Source organism: Chryseobacterium sp. Tr-659 (genome assembly GCF_011752975.1).
Taxonomy (GTDB): domain Bacteria; phylum Bacteroidota; class Bacteroidia; order Flavobacteriales; family Weeksellaceae; genus Chryseobacterium.
Genome location: NZ_VWWP01000003.1, coordinates 464262 through 483561 on the forward strand (window position 1 = coordinate 464262; position 19300 = coordinate 483561).

Genomic DNA, 19300 nt, shown 5'->3' on the forward strand with positions numbered 1-19300 from the left:
GGACTCCGAGAGAAAAACTTTAAAAGACTGATAACCGAACTAGATTTTTCAAACAAAAAAGAAAGTCCGTCATAGCGCGGACTTTTATTTTTATGTTAAGTTCAAATCATTAATCCCAGTCAGCCGCAACAAATTTCATGGAATTTCCCTGCTCGTCGGACAAGGTGAGAAAGTGTCCTTCAACCGTATATTTAGTCATGGTTTCAATCTTTTTCTGAAAAGATGTTTCCAGATTCATATCCTGGCAGGCTTTCATAGTACTTGCCCCTTGGGAGATTTTTACTTTCCCTCCTTTTTTAAACTCCGTGGTAAAGGACATCCTGTTGCATCCCATATAGGCGCTTGCCTGAATTTTTCCATCAACTATTCTCTCTGTCAGGTTCATTTCGGCTTTATGGGCCACCAGCTGATCTTTTGAAAATCCATCGAAAGCAACCAGCATCCATTGCCTTTTAAGGTTAGGATTTTGATCCGGTACTGAGGAACAATTTAAAACAAGATTTAAAAGTAAAACAGCAAAAACTGACAATAGTATCTTTCTCATGCGGATTATCATCCCATTTTCATACCAATCCGGGACAGAATCTCGTAAAAATTAGTAAATTAGCGACACAAAAATTATTTTATAAAATGAAAAGACTATTTCTACTATTCACTTTCTTACTGGGCTTTGCTCAGATGAGGGCGGATGAGGGGATGTGGCTTCTTATGCTTATCAAGAGACTTAACGGTGTTGATATGCAAAAAGAAGGTTTACATCTGACGCCTGAAGAAATTTATTCGGTAAACAATTCAAGTTTAAAGGATGCTATCGTAAGTTTCGGTGGTTTCTGTACGGGTGAGATTGTTTCTGATAAAGGACTTATCTTCACCAACCACCACTGCGGCTACGGAGCCGTTGCTGCTGCTTCTACACCAGAAAAAGACTATTTAAAGAATGGTTTCTGGGCTATGAAACAGAAAGACGAATTCAATGCAAAGGATCTTTATGTAAGATTCTTGGTTAGAATGGATGATGCTACGAAAAGAATCACGTCTAAACTTAACAACAATATGACCGGAGCAGAGAGAAAAGCTGTTATTGATGCGGAAACTAAAGCCATCCAGACAGAAAACTCTGAAAACGGGAAATACACTGTAGTAGTAAGAGATTTCTTCAACGGGAATGAATTCTACTACTTTGTGTATCAAGACTATAAAGACATCAGATTAGTAGGAGCTCCACCTTCTTCATTAGGAAAGTTCGGAGGAGATACTGATAACTGGGAGTGGCCAAGACATACTGCAGACTTCACTGTTTTCAGAGTGTATGCCGATGCTGCGGGTAACCCTGCTGAGTATTCTCCAAGTAATACTCCTTTGAAGCCTAAGCATTTCCTTCCGGTTTCTCTAAAAGGAATTAAGCCTGGTGACTTCTCAATGATCTTAGGATACCCGGGAAGAACAAACCGTTACCTGACTTCTTACGGAATTCAGCAAATGGTAAACAAAGATTACCCGGCTTGGGTTGAAGCTTCTAAACTTGCCATGGATGTTATGAAAAAATACATGGATAAGGATAAAGCGACTCAATTGAACTATGCTTCTCAATATGCTTCGGTAGCTAACTACTGGAAAAACAGACAGGGAACTATTGATGCTGTAGAGAAAAACGGAACTATTGCTGATAAGCAAAAAATTGAAGATACCTTTAGAAAATGGTCTATGATGGCCGGAAATGAGGAATATGACGAAGTTCTTGAAGATATAGGGATTTACTACAAGCAGGTTTCTGAAAGAAATGTTGAAAGAAACTATGCTTCTCAGTTTTCAAGAAATGCAAAATACATCTCTCTTGCTTTACAACTAGGTTCCGCTCTTAAAGCTTATGCAGCTCAGGATATGCAGGGAAGATTGGCAATGAAGGCTAAAACGGAAGCAGCTATCAAAGCGGCTTATGAAAATTTTAATCCGGCACTAGAAGGAGAAATGCTTTCTTCCATGATCAACCTTTATCAGTCAAGAGTTACCAATAAAGAAATAGCTTCTGCTACTATTTTAGGATTAGACGCAAAAACAATTTCTAATGTTGCTTATTCTTCTATTTTCGCTAACAAAACTTCTGCAACGAACTTCTTATTAAATCCTGATGCATTGAAGCTTGATGCTGATCCGCTTTGGAAAGCTGCTAACGGAATTGTTGCTGATCAAAAAATAAGCATTGAGAGATATGCAAAAGTAGATGATAACTTTGCAAAAAATAACCGTATGTTCTTAGCAGGTCTGATGAAGGCTATGCCTGAGAAAAAATTCTATCCGGATGCAAACTCTACAATGAGATTAACGTATGGTACTGTAGATAAGCTTCCTATCAGAAGTGACAGAAATTACTTCGGTATTACTGATAACTACTATACAGATATGACAGGTCTTGTTGGAAAATACAAGAAAGGAGATGAAGAGTTCGACCTTCCTCAAAGAGTGATTGATCTTTACAACCTTAAAGATTTCGGTCAATATGCGGATGCTGCAGGATATATGCCTGTAAACTTCCTTTCTAACAATGATATTACAGGTGGTAACTCTGGTTCTCCTGTTATTGACGGAGACGGAAACCTTATTGGTATTGCTTTCGATGGAAACAGTGAAGCATTAAGTGGTGATATCGTATTTGAGCCGGAATGGCAGAAAACGATCAACGTAGACGTTCGTTTCGTTCTTTGGACAATCGATAAGTTTGCAGGTGCCAGAAGATTAGTTGATGAATTGAAGCTTGTAAGAGGTGAAAATACTCCTGCTGATACTAAAACTAAAAACTCAGGTACTACAACAACACCTAAGAAAATAAAGAAAAAATAATCTTTTTTTGATATATTTCTGAAACCGTGAAATTTACTTTCACGGTTTTTTTATTTTTGAATTATTAAAAACTGTATTATGAATCCTCAACCTATACAATTCAAAGCTATTATACAACAAAACGGGGAAATGAATGCTGCGTTTGTTGAATTTCCTTTTTCTGCAGAAGAAGTATTTAATAAGAAGGGACAGATAAAAATCAGGGCGATCTTTGATCAGAAAGTAGAATACCGTGGAAGCCTTGCTAAAATGAATTCTGATTGTCATATTTTAGGAATGACTCAGGAAGTCAGAAAGCAATTGGGAAAAACTTTTGGAGACGAAGTTTCTGTTTCTCTTACAGAAGATAAAGAAGAAAGAACGGTTGAAATTGCAGATGATATTGCTGCCCTCTTTAACGAAAATCCAGAAGCCAAAACTTCATTTGAAAAGATGAGCTATACTCATAAAAAAGAATATATCCGATGGATAGAAGACGCTAAAAAGCCTGAGACAAGAGAAAACAGAAAAGTTAAAATGATTCAGATGATTTTAGCCGGGAAAAAGGGAGTATAAAAAAGAGTCCAGGAAATCCTGAACTCTTATATGATATCAACTTATTTTTGATCTTAACTTAATAGGTATCATAGGTACATAATGGAAAAGTAATATCTGCGTCATTCACGGTAACGTGGGATGGAATATCAGAGATGATTACATTTCCCTCCTTTCCTGCAATTTTAAAACGTACAGCTCCACCAGTAGTATTAATGTAAAATATTGTTCCAAGAGAGAGCTTATTCATATCTCCTGTCTTTACTGTAAACATTCTCGATCCTGTGACTGCATCTATCGTGTATCCGGACAACACACTTCCTACTCCTGATTCTTTGATAACGGATGTTTTAAATGTATTAAAATTGTAAAACTTTTCACCTGTACTGAAATTGAATCCAATCATATTCGGGCTTGAAGGATCATCAAGTGTTGAATAGGTATCTTCGGGAATTTCAAGAAATTTAATCTTTTCAATTTTTCCTCTATCAGCCCTGTTGATCATCACTTTTAGCCTTGCATTATCATATAGCCTTTGTATAATACCTACATATTTTGCCTCCGGAATAAAAGACATATTGTTTATATAATCTCCTTCGTCCTCTGCTCCTATCTTAATAATTTCTACAGCAGGAGTAATTCCATGGGCAATCCAATAATCCTGCGGTCTAAAATCAAGCAGATCGATCTGAGCCTGCAACAAAGCATGATCTGTTATTATGTTCCTGTTTTCATCAAAAAGAACAAACTGAGGATAACGATGCCATTGTACCCAAAGATTGGTATTATGATCATTGATCTTAAAAACCTGACAGAACTGATTATCATAATCAGCATTGGGAAATAATCCGGAAAGCTCGTTAAAAGGCTCAAGATTCTTAACATAAAAATGACTATTGGAACCATTGGTCTTTACATCTCCACTCAGGTCTTCATCCAATAAAACAAAAGGTTTTTCCCCTATATATTTAATACCATTCTGATCTGTAAAATAAGTAAGATAATGAAGCTGGTTTGAGCTGAAATTAAAATCTGATCCTCTGTGGAAAATTCCAATCCTTTCTCCTTTTTTGATTTCAATTCTCGGCTCAGAAATAGAAATTCCATAACATGGAGCTGCCGAAAAATCAAAACAAAGGGTTTCCCAAGGCTCAATATCAAGCCCCCATTCGAATGCCTGATTAAGGAAAAGCCAGGAATTACAACCTTTAGAAAGATCATCTTTTTCAAATTTTACAAATGTTCTTTTGCGTGTAACGGTATTCGGATTAAGTAATCCTGTAAAAGAACCAAACTCCCCTCCTATTACACGGTTAGCATTTGCCCAGCCATTATTTAAATTTCTAATAACAAATGCATCAAGATTAGACTGCATTGATTTTAGCTCAATTTCATTCCATGCAAAACCAGGAAATAACCCTGGTGAATCATTCGCCTCACAAACAACACCTTTTGTAAAGAATGAAGCTCCCAAATACATCTTTGAATGTTGTGAACCCTGGAGCAAAATACCAATATAATCATCAGAAGAAACATCTGATACCGGAGTTCCGGAAATGTTGGTTGTAATTGTATTTTTAAAACTGTTCTGGAAAATCAGAGCCGTTTTATCACTTGTTCCTCTATAGAAGATCCTGTCTACGATAAAGTTTACCGGATTTTTGAATAAAATAGTCTTAGATATTTTATATCCAATCGGGCTATTCCCAACTAAAGTTACTGATACTTTCTCAAGCGACCACTGTTCACTTGGATTCCCTGGGTTTGGAGACACGAAATCATAAAGCCTATTGACAAAATCTGCAGCCTTCAAAAACGCACGCGAATCATCTGTTACAGCATCTCCTTTTGCTCCAAAAAGCTCAATATTAACAGGTTTTCCAGCTAAGAAGCTTGCTAAGACATAATATTCATTCTTATTTTCTGATACATTCCATCTCTTACGATAAATAACCCCGTCACACAAAGCATCCGTCATCGCTATCGGATTTGCATCATGATACCAATGGGTAACTTTCTGATAGTTTACATTTTCGTGAGATTCACTATCTACTAATTGTACTAAATCATCAGCCGGATCTGTTGAGGTGGGCGAGAAGAAATCATCTGTAAATTTCATTTTAAAATATTTTTTTGATTAATGGTTTTATCAGACAACATTTTATATGGCCATATTCTCTGTTTATCTTAAAGCAAATATCGTCCTGCACCACGACAAAACTTGACGTGATTTTTATTTTTCTAAAAAATTTCAATATTTTTTGTCAGGATCCAAAAAAGTCTGCGACTATAGTGAAGGATACTAGTTATAACTATTAAAAATTCACATTATGAAAAAGACTTTTTTCAAAACAACAGTATTAGCGGCGGCTACTTTTGCTGCGCTTACACTTTTTTCATGTAACGACTCAGATAATGACATGACGGATATGTCTTATCAAAGAACCATCACCTTTGAAAATGTTGTTGCAGCTAAAGATTTTGTCCAGAGCGGAAGCTTTCAGGGAGTGGGAAATCCACCGATAATTCTGCCCGGACAGTCTGTCTCCATCAAGTTTAATGCAGGGAAAACGCAGGCGTTGATGTTTGCTACCATGTATGGAGCCTCAAAAGACTGGTTCTTTGCTTCACAACAGCCGGGAATCAAACTATTTGATGCTAACGGAAATGCAGTAACCGGAGACGTCTCTTCAAGTGTATTGTTGTGGGACAACGGAACGAAAGATAATATGACCGGGCAGATGGAAAGCAAACCCATTATGCAGGTTCCGAATGTAAATGCATCTCAGCTGATGAAGCTGAACCTTGCTTACAATGATGTATCATCAGAATTTACATTAACAATTACCAACACTTCCGGCGGTACTGCCAACGAAACTCCTTTCTCTCCCGGAGTATGGGCTGTTTCTAATTACAATGGTTCTCAACTATTGAACAGCGCACCATTCTTTACTCCCAATGCAGCATCAAATCCGGAGATTACAGATATTGCCCAAATGGGAGATATCGGTAAAATGATGACGAAACTGAACGCCAATACCGGAATTATAACGGGCCTTTCGCCTGCATTGGTTGTCGTTTATCAGGGTGACAAAAACCCTATTTATGAACTGGGGAAAACAGACAGCGGATTGGGGTTAAAGGAAATTGCACAATTCGGAAATGTTACGAAACTACAAAACAGCCTGAAATCTCTACCTAATGTAAAAGGTGTGTATATTGCCGGAAATGCACCAGTTCCTCCTGGAAGCAAAATTATGACCAGCTTTAATGCCGGCCCGGGAGATAAAATTGCATATGCTACTATGTTTGGTTTTTCCAATGATTGGTTCTATGCTAATGAACAAAGCATTGATGCCAATACCCAAGGAGACCTCACTTCGAAAACGACTCTGTTTGACTCCGGGACAGGAATTGATCAATATCCGGGTGCCGGAAATCATCAGGCATTATTTGGTGGAACTCCACAAAGTGAAAACATGGTTATTTCTAAAGTGGGAGCCCAGTTTCCTGTACCTGCTGTGCAGAATGTTATAAAAGTAACTGTAAACTGATTTCAATAAAAAGTTATGTTATTAAAAGATGTCCGGGCAGTTTCTGCCCGGGCATTTATTTTTCAGAACATACTATTAGCAGTCAAATTCCCTGGCTGTTCACAATAGTGGTTTACTTTCTAATATTTGTTTTAGTTTGATCATCACAATTTCAAGTATCAGGCATTCCAAAACTCTCTATCGAGACTTCTGTACTGTATAGCTTCGGAAATATGATGGGAAAGAATATCTTCAGATTCCTCAAGATCGGCAATCGTTCTTGCAACTTTCAAAATCCGATCATAAGCTCTTGCTGAAAGGTTCAATTTTTCCATCGCTAATTTGATGAGGTGGAAAGAAGTCTCATCCAACTCACAGAAAGCTTCGATTTCTTTGGGACCTATTTGGGCGTTACAGCTGATATTAAGATCTTTATACCGTTCATTTTGCTTGTCACGTGCTTTTAATACACGTTCTCTTATATCTTTGCTCTTTTCTCCTTTTCTTTTTTCAGATAGTTGTTCGAATTCCACTTTCTGTACTTCGATGTGGATATCGATTCTGTCTAGCAGCGGTCCGGAAAGCTTGTTCATATACCGCTGCATTTCATATACTGAAGAAGTATTGTTAGGATCGTCAGGGAAAAACCCGCTTGGACTGGGATTCATTGAGGCAACCAGCATAAAACTCGCAGGATAGTTCACTGTAAACCTTGCTCTTGAAATGGTTACTTCCCGATCTTCCAAAGGCTGTCTCATCACTTCAAGTACTGTACGTTTAAACTCTGGCATTTCATCCAGAAATAATACCCCGTTATGTGCAAGGGAAATTTCCCCCGGCTGAGGATAGCTTCCACCTCCTACCAGAGCTACATCAGAAATCGTATGATGTGGTGAACGGAAAGGCCTGACGGTCATCAGTGAAGATTCCGCCCCTATTTTCCCGGCAACAGAATGTATTTTTGTTGTTTCCAGGGCTTCTTTCAGAGTTAATGGGGGCAAGATACTGGGAACTCTTTTGGCCAGCATTGTTTTTCCGCTTCCGGGAGGACCAATCAGAATAATGTTATGTCCGCCTGCCGCTGCTACTTCCATTGCTCTTTTAGCGGTTTCCTGGCCTTTTACTTCTGAAAAATCAAATGGGAAATCATTGATCTTTTCATGAAACTCTTTTCTGGTATCCAGAATAACTTTATTAAGAGGGGTTCCTTTATTAAAAAAATCGATCACTTCTTTGATATTTTCTACTCCGTACACATCAAAGTCATTAACAATAGCTGCTTCGCGGGCATTTTGAACAGGGAGAATAATTCCTTTAAATCCGTCTTCTTTTGCCTGGATAGCAATAGGCAATACCCCTTTTATAGGTTGCAAACTCCCATCCAGAGACAGTTCTCCCATAATAATATAATCCTGAATCTCTTCTGCCAAAATCTGTTCTGAAGCAGTTAAAATACCGATTGCAATACTCAGATCGTAGGCAGATCCTTCTTTTCTGAGATCTGCAGGCGCCATATTAATTGTAATTTTCTTTCCGGGAATCTTGTATCCTACATTTTTAAGTGCGGCAGAAATCCTATAACTGCTTTCTTTGATAGCATTATCAGGAAGGCCTACCAGATGATATCCTACTCCACCGGTGTCTACATTAACTTCAATGGTTATTGTTTGTGCGGCAACTCCATGAATTGCGCTTCCATAAATTTTAATCAGCATGGGTGTTTTTATGTAAAAATAATCAATATACTATTTTGAAAATTCGGCATTTAAACGAATGATATTCTCATCTGTAGTAATTATTTAAAAAGGTATTCGTAAAGTTTCTGAAGGCAATGATATATCACAAAACCTGCATAAAAATTTATCAAATATCTGTAAAAACGAAAATTAAGACACTTTTTGGGGTCTAAATGTGGTAGCAACAAGTATAAAAAAATCAATTTTTTAATCAAAAACAGACGATTTATAAAAATTTTTAAGATTTTATCTAATTAATAACCAATAAAATACATATAATTTTCAAAAATTTACAATAAATTAAACCAATAATATTTTGACGGATCATAAAAAGTTCTATATTTACGGCAACGTAAGGGGAAGTTAAACATTGATTTTGAAACTTATGTAGTACAACAATCCAGGCATGAAACCCTGTCTTCCCCTTTTTTTAAAAATAAAAAATGATAACCAGAAAAAAATTCCTGGCCCTAAGTTCATTAGGTGCCGTTTCTTTGTTATTTCCTAATTTTTTTTTCTCAAAACCACTTAAAATTCCAAAAAAAACAGATGTTTCTGCAATGCTGCGTGAAGCTGCTTCTTTGAGAAAGAATTGGAAATATACAGAGGCCAGCCAGCTTTATTATGACATTTTAAAAGTAGCTCCCGGTGAGGTAAGAGCTTATGATGGCTTAAGAAGAATCCTACTTTCAAGTTATGATCAACAAGGGGTTATTACTTTACTACAAAAAGCTGTAGATAGTAATCCTGAAAATGTTGATATCAAACAGAGGCTTTACAGAGAGTATTTCAACGCCGCATTAGGAAATAAAAAAATAGCTAAAACACTAGGAATAGAAGGCAGGCTGTTAGAAAATGTTCAACAAAATTATAAATCATTTTTAAACGGCCATTCTAATGTAAATAATGTTAATGATCAATTAAAGAAGATTTCCAATTATGTGCAATGGAATGTAGATATTGATAAGCCTCACACCAATATTCCTTTAAAAAAATACAGAAAAGCTAAATACCAGGAGAATAAGAACAGATTTAAAAAGTTTTCCACTGAGGAGCTCAATAAGAAATTGGATACCCTGCTTTCAAAACCAAATCCGCACTCCAGAAGGGCTCATATCCGGGAGCTATACGAGCTCACACTTAAAGGCCACCGAAAGGAAAAACGCTCAGATATAGCCTTAGAACTTGCTCTCAATTATAACAAAACCATCAATAATCAAGATCCACTTTTTATAAAATACATTCGGGATCTATCGCGATATCAGAAGAAATATGAAGTTTTAATCAATCTTGAAACTCAGAATCATAAAATTAGGAATACGTTTTGGTCCGGGTTGGCATTATTTGATGCTTATTTCAGGAAAATGGAAAATGATAATACGCCTGTACACCCGGAAATGACCACATTAATGACATTTTTAAAAGAGGAAACATTATCGCCGGGTAAAAAGTTTGAATACAGCACCAGACAAATCAAGCTCGATCTATCAACAGGGCAGCTCGAAGCAGCAAAAATCAAGATCCTGGAACAAAGCCGGAATATGTATGGTATAAGCAATACTCACTCTATTGACAGAATCAATGTTCTAGCCGCTACTTATTACGCAAAAACAGGAAATGACGAAGGGAAGAAAAAAATTGTAAAAATTGTAGTGAATCCCAAATCTTATCTGGAGGACCCGGATTCTCTTGCTAAATCTCTTGCATTGATGAATATGAACAGAGATTCTTCTAAAATTGTTCATTTCCAGAATTTACAAAAACTAATTGACAAGCTATGAAACTGAAGTTTATTATTTCTTTACCCATTCTGTTTTTCGCAGCATCTGCTTATTCTCAACTTGTCATTACTGAAGTATATTACAACACTCCTTACAATGAGAAAATGTCTTTTACCAATGATTCCGGTACTGTAAGTTCCAGAAAACATCACTGGGGAGAGTTTGTAGAAATATATAATATCAGTGACAAAGATATTTCACTAAAAGACTGGTATCTGAAGGATAATCAGGGAATATTCTGGCTGCCGGCGGATAAAATTATAAAAAAGGGGCAATTTATGCTTATTGCCTACAGTTCATTTCCAACTGAAACAACTCCTTTTACAGAGCTTTTTTCTACAACCGTTGGAAAAGACAGTCAGATTATTTTTCAGGACTTTATGCTTCTCCGAAATAAGGCAGAAGCAGTGATGTTAGGACGTTCATTTAATGGAACAACTCTTATTGAAAAAAGCAGAGTTGTTTGGAACGACAAGGATTTCTTCAACTTTATCCCAAATATCTGGCAGAATCCCGCTCTTTTCTATAATGTAAAATCCATACAGTATAATCCTAATATTTCTGATAATTACGAAGCAACTCCCAATCCCCTGGAAGCTACTTATGTTCCTCCCACTCAAAACTATGAGGACCTCATCAGGGATGATTATCAGCAAAACTACGGTTATCTGGACTGGACTGATAATGTGAATGATCTTCTAAACAGGATATGCCAGATTAATATTGAAAAAATCTCCCAGACCCCAACCGGCACTTATGATCAGGGTTCATTATGCTTTAGTTATGATGAAGCCGGAAATACGTTGATAGGAGAAAGCTGTCTACCGTCCAGCGGACCGGGAACCGTTTCTCAGGGATATAGTACCGATGAGCTTGAAGCAATCAAAAACAGTATTGTTATCTCTCCTAACCCAACAAAAGCAACAGACGGTTATAATGTTACTATGACCTGGTCTGGACCGGCACTTAATAAGATCAACAATATTCAGGTGGCCAGCTCAGTTGGGGTAATTATCTACGGATTTTCACCGGGAACCGGGATCAACACCACTACATTTAATATGCAAAATCAATTACAAGGAGCATTTATCGCCAATTTCGTACTTAATACGGGACAGATCATCTCCAAAAATATTCTAAAATGGTAATGGCTAATATGAAACTTAAAATATATTCTTTATTCTTACTCATTGCTTCAATATGCCTGACAGCTCAGAAGCAAACAAGTGTCACTTTACAATTTGACACTTCCGGATATGCTGAGAATAGCATTAGCAAGCCAGGATCTGTATCCACTCAAAAGCTTGATCCGAATGAAAATCTGATTCCTACTGTATTTGGGGAAATGAATGTCAACGAAGGTGGAACTTTAAATTATACCATTCCTATTGAAACGGTAAAAGGAATCAATGATCATCATCCTAATGTTGCAATAGCCTACAATAGCCAGGGTGGAAACGGCCAGGCAGGATGGGGATGGAATGTTACCGGGATTTCGACGATCAGCCAGGGTGGAAAAAGCAAGGAAATTGACGGGGTAACCATTGGTCCTCAATTCAATAGTGATGACCCTTATTATCTGGATGGCCAGAGATTAATTAAAATCAATGATACTTCTTTCGCTACGGAAAAATATTCAAAGGTAAAAATCACAAAACCTGCTTCCGGAGAATTTTCATTTATCATTCAGTATACGGATGGAAAAATAGCCAAATACAAGGAGTTTTCTCCCGGGCAGCACTATATTGTACAGCTTTCAGACGCGATGGACAATCAGATTCATTACAGCTATGATTCTGAGTACACCAATACTACTGTTGAAAGGAAAAATATGCGATTGGCTAAGATATCCTATGGAGGAACAGATGCTGCCAATGATCCGTATTATATCAGTATTGTTTATAAAATGAGAAAAGGCAGTACTGTTTCTTACAGAAACGGATTACAGTCAACAAATCAAAAAATCATTGATTATGTTATCTCTGGAACCACATCTACGGGAGTGTACAGAAAATATTCTCTAACGTATGACATGCTTCAGAATAACACAAGGTTTCCAACGGAAAGATTGCGTAAAGTAGTTGTTGAAAATGGTGTGGGAGATAAGTTGAAGCCATTAAATTTTAACTACAATACTTCAACAGGTTCTCAATTAGTCACAAACTCTTATATGGTACCTGGCTTTGGTGGTGACGTTAATGGTCTGGGAACTGTAGCTATGGGCGATTTTTTCGAAGCTGGAAAACTTGAACCTGTATATGGTGTAAAAACCAAAGCATCGGGGTATAGAATCTCAAGTAGAAGAGGTACTGTGTCTCTTAATTATCCAACCAGTGGAAATTCTACGTTTCATTCTGCAAAAGTTCTTTTTAATAACAAAATATCATTAAGAGACGCTCTAATCGGGGTTACTACCAATTACGTTGGAGATGTAAATTCCGGAGGGAGCCTTGTGGATGAAGTTACTTTTCATATTGATGACCTCATGGGCAACCAAAGCCGAACGGTGAAAATCAATCTGCCCGGTGGTACATTCACCTCTCCTCCCGACTATGATCATTATACGGGAGAAGTCATTACTCCTGAATATCTTTACAGAGATAAAACAGAAAGAACATTCCATACCGGCGATTTCAACAATGATGGTCTTATGGATTTCTTAATTTTTGAATCAGCCAATGATAACAGACCTGCTAAGGTATATTTAGTAGAGGTTTCCAAAATACAGACTTCTACAACGGTTCCTATTGAAATAGCTACTCCTGCAGGTTTTGTGGGAAGAACTTATTACAACATGGAGTTTGATGGAGATGGAATTCCTGAAATCCTGGGAGTAAATGCGGCTCAGAAGTCATTCTCTGTTTATAAACTGGACATGGCTTCAAATGTGATCACTACTAAGCTTGCAAATGTTGCTTTATTTGGTTCTTTTACTCCTAAAACACCTTTGTTCATAGGCGATTTTAACGGAGATGGGCTTTCAGATTTCATGGCTCCCGCAAAAGTATATGAAATGGATCCGAACGCCTTTAAAGCTTTAGGATCATTGGTAAAGCAGATGGAGACACAAACCAATTACTGGTATACCTACCTGTCAAAAGGAAACAGTTTCACCAGTTATTCGGAACCTTACAACGATGGTGATCTGGTATATGCAGTGCCTGCAAGCAGAAATATAATTAAACGTACATCTTTCTGGGATAAGTTCTGGAATGGGGAGTTTGATGAGTATAAGGGTAGTGAGTATATCAATACTTCTATCATTATGGCAGATTTCAATGGAGATGGAAGAACAGATATCATTACCAGTGTAAAAATCGGAAATGCTAAATATACCCCGGATGAGCTTTTATATAAAACTACAGTAACCAATTTAGGAAATAGTGTAGAATATCCATATATGGGACAACCTGGAAATTATTTTAACTCCAATATGGTGAATAAAATAAAATTTCTGCAAAACGGTTATGTAGATGGTGGTTCATCTACGATGTTCCGTCCGCTTCCTCAGAGTATTCCGTTGGAAAACATTACTATTTCTCCCCTTTCGCTGATTCTTGCACAGCATAACTTTAATCAGCTTAACACTTATACAACCGGGCTTTACATCTACGATCCGCTACTTAAGAAAGAGACTACATTTGAGATCAAGAATGACAATTTCCTTGAAAAGCAGATTCAGGAAGTAGATAATGGATCGTCAGTACTACAAAGAATTGAGTACAGGCCAATGGTTCCAAATTATAGCAATGCAGAAGTTGTATACAACTATAAGCCTGATCAAACACTTAATTATCCTTATTATACACATAATACAAACGGGTCATATTATCTTGTTAATAAAATTCATACTGTTTTTGACAATAAGATCCTTACCAAGGAATATCGTTTTGAGAATGGAATCCAGCATCTTGAAGGAAAAGGTTTTATGGGCTTCCAGAAGATTTATATGAGTGATCCTTATGAATCTGAATTTAAAAACAATAAATACGCTAATAAAAATCCTGTAAAACCTCTTTTCTGGAATATTACCACTAAAGATCCTTTAATGGAAAATGCGGTTGTTCTTACGACTTATGGAGGGCTCAAGAAATTCATTAATGAAACTCAAACCAAATATAAAAAGTTTGATAAGGGGAATCATCAATACCTGATTTTAGATTCTGAGGAGATATCAAAAGACAACCTGAAGAATATCACGATCTCTAAAAAATACGATTATGATGAAGCAGACGGGTTAAAACTGAAAAGTGTATTTACAGATTATAACGGTATAGGATCTTCACTTACCAAATATAATTATAAACCGGAGTTTTTCAACGGAGATCATTATTTATACGGGAAGTTTGCTTCTATAGAAAGCATAACTTATAAAGACGGATTATCTTTCTCCACTAAGGAAGAAACAGATTATGCTCCTAACGGAAACCTAAGCCAGAAAAGAAAGTTCGGAAACGACCCTGCCGCTCAGCCTATTGTTACCAATTATACTTATAATAGCTTCGGAAATTTAGAAAGTGAAAGTCTTTCCACTACAGGAGTTTCTCCTCAAACTACTTCTTATGAATATGATACAACGAATCGTTATATCAGAAAAACAACTACTCCGGAAGGTCTGTCTTCTCAGGCAAATGTCAATATTTTTGGCCAGGTTGCTTCAGAGACTACCCCTATGGGTCTTGTTACTTCATATATTTATGATACCTGGGGAAATGCTACAGAAATTACAGATTATCTGGGCAAAAAAACAACGTTGTCAAAATCTGTTTCTGATATTGCTACCGGAGCACGCTATAATCTTCATAAGAAAAGGGAAGGCGGAACGGAAACCGTTGTTACGTTCGATAAATTTGACCGTGAAATTCAGAACAAAACCCAATCTATAAACGGAAAGTGGCTTGTTGTAAAAACGGAATATGATCTTTTTGGAAGAAAATCCAGATATTCAGAGCCTTTCTTCGAAGGAGAAGCGCCTAAATGGAATTCTATCGAATATGATGAAATGAGCCGTCCTGTAAAAAATACGGCGTTTACAGGAAAGGTAATGACTACTTGTTACGAAGGAATGAAAGTAACAGTAGATGACGGCTACAAAAAGACTTCCAAAACGATTGATGCTATGGGCCATGTTGTCCGTCATCAGGATCATGGTGGTGTAGTTGCCTTTTCTTATTATCCGAACGGAGCTATAAAAGAAAGCAATTACGAAGGCATCAAAACAACGTACGAAATTGATGGCTGGGGAAATAAAAAGAAAGAGTCTGATCCTACGGCAGGAACCTTCACGTATGAATATGACAATTTAAGTCGTATTACTAAAGAAACCAACCCTAAAGGATATACACTCTATACCTATGATAGTCTGGGAAGACCTGAAACAGAGAAAACCTATGGAAATAGCCCTGCTGAAAATACCAATATTGAAAAAACATATACGTATAACGGGCAGACAAAGCTACCACAGACGGTTACCGGAACAAGCAACGGAAAACAATTCATTTATACATCTTATTATGATCAGTATTACCGTTTATATGCAAAAACAGAGGAAACTCCTGACTTTACCTATAGCTCTGCCGATACTTATGACAGCTATGGAAGAGTGGATGCCACAACGATTTCAACAATCATTATAGGGCAGCATTTATCAACGTCTACCATCAAAAATGTATATGATGCCAACGGAATACTTGTTCAGCAAAATGATGCCGATACCAATACTATGGTTTGGCACCTGTCTGACATCAATGCAAAAGGACAGTATACACAGATGGAATATGGTAACGGATATTCTATTGCCAACCAGTACAACCCGTCGGATTTCAGTCTTTTCAATATCAAACATCAGAATACAAATAACGGAACAGTTGCAGTAGATATTGATTATAATTACGATGTTAATAAAGGTGTTTTAAACTGGCGTAGAAACAATTCTTTTGGAAATAAAGAAGAGTTCACTTATGATACCCTGAACCGTTTGCTTTCTGAAGCAGTAAACGGAGTTATTACCAATCAATACACCTATGATAAACGAGGCAGAATTACCTCCAATTCAGAGTTAGGAAAATATAATTATAATGAAACCGATTATAAGTTACAAAGTGTTGATTTCAATACCAACGGGAAGAATGTAAACACACAGAGAGGTTTTGCAAAAGTATCTTATAATGCATTCAGAAGCCCGAATTCCATTGCTTTAGCAGGAAAAGACGTTCTCCGCTTCGAATACAATATCCTGGCATCAAGATATTCAATGACCTCTAAGTCCGGATTCAATACAAAGTACTATTCTTCGGATTTCGGGGTTGAAATCACTAAAAATACGACCACAGGCGTTACTGAAATAATAACTTACCTGAACGGAGATCCTTATACAGCAAATTATATTAAGAAAGAAGTTGTAAAGAATGGAAATCTGATTGAAAAAAATAAATACTATCTTCATAGGGATAATCTGAATAGTATTGTTGCGATTACTAAAGCAGACGGATCTGTTGTTGAAAAAAGATTTTTTGATGCCTGGGGAAATCTGAAAGGGCTTGTAAAAGATAATGGACAAGTGATCACCAATGCGGATCAGCTGAGGTTTACACCATTGTTTATAAGCAGAGGATATACCGGGCATGAGCATCTGCAGTCTGTAGGACTTATCAATATGAATGCAAGGATCTATGATCCAGTAGTAAGAAAGTTCTTAAGCGCAGATACAATCATTCCGGACAAGTTTAATACCCAAAGTTATGACAGATTCGGATATGCGTATAATAATCCGTTATTGTATATTGATGTAAACGGATATGAAGCAATCACTTTAGGAGCAGCTGTACTTATAGGGTTAGCCGTTGCCATTACAACCAAAGTGATTATGAATATGATTAATGGTATTCCGTTCTGGTATGGTCTCGGAAAGGCCGCCGTGATGGGAGCGTTTTCCGGAGCAATCAGTTTTGGGATCGGAAGTATGGCCACCTCAATTTTCGGCCAATATCTCTCGGTTGGAAAATCGCTATTTGAAGCCGCAATGCATGCCTCAACCGGAGGATTTATGTCTGTAATAGACGGAGGAAAATTCGGAAGCGGAGCTTTAAGTGGTGCCGTATCTTCACTCATGGCAAGCGGAATTCAGTCTTTAGGAATTGATTTTGCTGCAACAAGAGCAGGAGGCGGTGATGTAGTATACAATGGCTTTGGAAAAGAATCAATGAAAGCTGTTATGCTTGTAAGCGGGGGATTAAGCGGAGGTATTTCTGCAGCTATTGCAGGAGGTAATTTCTGGCAGGGATTCAGACAGGGGCTTATTTCTGCAGGATTGAACCACCTAGGGCATCTAACAACTGAAGAACTTGATAAGTCGAATTATGAGAAATTAAAGCAGCAGGTTGAAGATTACATGCTAAAAGAAGGCGAAAGTGCTATTGCAACATCTTTTACAGGAAAACCAGAAGATCTGATCAAATTGGTAACAAAAGTTCCTATTCTTAACGAGTTATTTTTAAAAATAAAACCGGGTACTGTTATTTGGTTTAAAGTAACAAACAGAGGGATTACCCCTTTAACAGACGATAAAGGGAATAGAATTCTGGCTGAAACGTATAAAAATACAGCGGGAACTATCACTATCAATCTGGAGATGATTAAATCAGACAGATGGATGGGAGTAGCATTAACAATGGGACATGAGCTGATCCATGCGGCTAACGAAAGCCATGGCCTCCATGCGTTGTGGGCAAGCTATGTCACCAAGGAAGGGCAGGCCTATGCAAAAGCATTATCAGAACAGGGTGCTTATAACTGGGAAGCTGCTTACTCAGGCACACAAAAAGACTATGATACTGCCGTGGGGAATCGAGACAAAAATACTCAAATAGCACAAGACCTTTTTAAGAGATATGGACGTTAAAAATAATTTATTAATCGTAATGCTTTCCTTATTGGCAACTTCATGTGCAAGGAAAGAAGTCTCAATGGATATTGATCAGCCTTTTTATGCTAATAAAAAGCAACATCATATTTCAATTGATAATAATACAGGCAATAACTATGTTTTTTATTCAATAAATAACGTAGGAGAAACTAACTACTCCTTAACAGGAAGGTATAATGTCATTATAAAAGATGCGTCAGATAAAGAGGTAAAAAGCAAAGATATTTTTGTAAATATTTCCGGATCTCCCTATACACGAAAAGATACTATTGCCATGAATTCTGAAAAAAAGAAAGGATTTGACAGAGATCTGTTTTGGCATTCAAATAACAGGGAAATGAAAGAAAAAGCGGTATTTGTAAAGCCATTCTCTAAGGAACAACTGGAAAGAAGGTTTTCATTACTTATCTCTCAGATGAGCTCAACCGGCGGATATTATGATCTTAAGAAAAAGCAGAAATATACTCTTCAATTAGAAGTATCTTTTGACAGTACCGAGATCAAAAAACAGCTAACACCTTCTGATCTGGACTCTTTACAAAAGAATCATATCAAGATCTTTCATGGAAAGCTTACCACCAGGAAGGTTCCACTGATAGTAGAATAAAATGGATTAATAAAAACATCTCTTACAGAAGTAAGAGATGTTTTTTTATATTGACAATGATAAAATCAATCCTGAAAATGTAATGAAAAGGAATACTACGTTCTGCCTCTAATAAAAAATCGGTACAAAACTAATTTGTACCGACCCAACCATTATTAAAAACTAACGAAAAGATTCTTGATCTGAATTTGTGGTAAAAAAAACTGAGATATAAGTCAGGAAGCCGGATGCCAGAAAGAGGGTTTCCTCAGGGGGTAATTATGATCGTCATTGAATTTAACAAGGGATGAAAACTTTATCTATTGAATGTAAAGTATCAATAAAACAACACTTTAGCTCTTCTTCGA

10 protein-coding genes are annotated in these 19300 nt (G+C 37.0%); 7 read left to right on the top strand and 3 right to left on the bottom strand.

All coding sequences use genetic code 11. The features are described from left to right. Nucleotides 1-109: 109 nt before the first annotated feature. Entirely contained in the window at nucleotides 110-544 is a 435-nt protein-coding gene (locus F3J23_RS09690; RefSeq protein ID WP_228455313.1) for an META domain-containing protein, read from the bottom strand. An 86-nt stretch (nucleotides 545-630) separates the two neighbouring features. Between F3J23_RS09690 and F3J23_RS09695 the strand changes: the two genes are divergently transcribed. Both F3J23_RS09695 and F3J23_RS09700 read left to right on the top strand, forming a co-directional pair. Then, entirely contained in the window at nucleotides 631-2838 is a 2208-nt protein-coding gene (locus tag F3J23_RS09695; protein WP_167027626.1) for a S46 family peptidase, read from the top strand. Nucleotides 2839-2916: 78 nt separating this feature from the next. Then, nucleotides 2917-3393 (top strand): YdeI/OmpD-associated family protein, encoded by a 477-nt coding sequence (locus tag F3J23_RS09700; protein WP_167027629.1) that lies wholly within the window; start codon nucleotides 2917-2919, stop codon nucleotides 3391-3393. Nucleotides 3394-3451: 58 nt separating this feature from the next. On the opposite strand, the gene F3J23_RS09705 is transcribed toward F3J23_RS09700, so the two are convergent. After that, entirely contained in the window at nucleotides 3452-5491 is a 2040-nt protein-coding gene (locus F3J23_RS09705) for a hypothetical protein (protein WP_167027632.1), read from the bottom strand. Between the two features lie 211 nt (nucleotides 5492-5702). On the opposite strand from F3J23_RS09705, the gene F3J23_RS09710 reads away from it, so the two are divergent. Beyond that, complete coding sequence (locus F3J23_RS09710; RefSeq protein WP_167027635.1) at nucleotides 5703-6926, top strand: spondin domain-containing protein; 1224 nt, start codon at nucleotides 5703-5705, stop codon at nucleotides 6924-6926. Between the two features lie 158 nt (nucleotides 6927-7084). On the opposite strand, the gene F3J23_RS09715 is transcribed toward F3J23_RS09710, so the two are convergent. After that, complete coding sequence (locus tag F3J23_RS09715) at nucleotides 7085-8620, bottom strand: YifB family Mg chelatase-like AAA ATPase (RefSeq protein WP_167027637.1); 1536 nt, start codon at nucleotides 8618-8620, stop codon at nucleotides 7085-7087. 464 nt (nucleotides 8621-9084) lie between these two features. Between F3J23_RS09715 and F3J23_RS09720 the strand changes: the two genes are divergently transcribed. The 4 genes from F3J23_RS09720 to F3J23_RS09735 are packed head-to-tail and all read left to right on the top strand — an operon-like array spanning nucleotide 9085 to nucleotide 18953. Next, nucleotides 9085-10422 (top strand): tetratricopeptide repeat protein, encoded by a 1338-nt coding sequence (locus F3J23_RS09720; protein WP_167027640.1) that lies wholly within the window; start codon nucleotides 9085-9087, stop codon nucleotides 10420-10422. After that, complete coding sequence (locus F3J23_RS09725; protein WP_167027643.1) at nucleotides 10419-11570, top strand: lamin tail domain-containing protein; 1152 nt, start codon at nucleotides 10419-10421, stop codon at nucleotides 11568-11570. Before F3J23_RS09720 ends, F3J23_RS09725 begins: the two co-directional genes overlap by 4 nt. Nucleotides 11571-11578: 8 nt before the next feature. After that, on the top strand, nucleotides 11579-18322 hold the full coding sequence (locus F3J23_RS09730; protein WP_167027646.1) for an RHS repeat-associated core domain-containing protein: 6744 nt from the start codon (nucleotides 11579-11581) through the stop codon (nucleotides 18320-18322). Further along, nucleotides 18312-18953 (top strand): hypothetical protein, encoded by a 642-nt coding sequence (locus F3J23_RS09735; protein WP_167027649.1) that lies wholly within the window; start codon nucleotides 18312-18314, stop codon nucleotides 18951-18953. The genes F3J23_RS09730 and F3J23_RS09735 overlap by 11 nt, the downstream gene beginning before the upstream one ends. Nucleotides 18954-19300 lie beyond the last annotated feature (347 nt).

Excerpts from the sequence above, each read along its gene's own strand:
- F3J23_RS09725 (WP_167027643.1), top strand. The coding sequence starts at position 10,419 with ATGAAACTGAAGTTTATTATTTCTTTACCCATTCTGTTTTTCGCAGCA.
- F3J23_RS09700 (WP_167027629.1), top strand. The coding sequence starts at position 2,917 with ATGAATCCTCAACCTATACAATTCAAAGCTATTATACAACAAAACGGG.
- F3J23_RS09695 (WP_167027626.1), top strand. The coding sequence starts at position 631 with ATGAAAAGACTATTTCTACTATTCACTTTCTTACTGGGCTTTGCTCAG.
- F3J23_RS09710 (WP_167027635.1), top strand. The coding sequence starts at position 5,703 with ATGAAAAAGACTTTTTTCAAAACAACAGTATTAGCGGCGGCTACTTTT.
- F3J23_RS09715 (WP_167027637.1), bottom strand. The coding sequence starts at position 8,620 with ATGCTGATTAAAATTTATGGAAGCGCAATTCATGGAGTTGCCGCACAA.
- F3J23_RS09735 (WP_167027649.1), top strand. The coding sequence starts at position 18,312 with ATGGACGTTAAAAATAATTTATTAATCGTAATGCTTTCCTTATTGGCA.
- F3J23_RS09705 (WP_167027632.1), bottom strand. The coding sequence starts at position 5,491 with ATGAAATTTACAGATGATTTCTTCTCGCCCACCTCAACAGATCCGGCT.
- F3J23_RS09690 (WP_228455313.1), bottom strand. The coding sequence starts at position 544 with ATGAGAAAGATACTATTGTCAGTTTTTGCTGTTTTACTTTTAAATCTT.
- F3J23_RS09720 (WP_167027640.1), top strand. The coding sequence starts at position 9,085 with ATGATAACCAGAAAAAAATTCCTGGCCCTAAGTTCATTAGGTGCCGTT.
- F3J23_RS09730 (WP_167027646.1), top strand. The coding sequence starts at position 11,579 with ATGAAACTTAAAATATATTCTTTATTCTTACTCATTGCTTCAATATGC.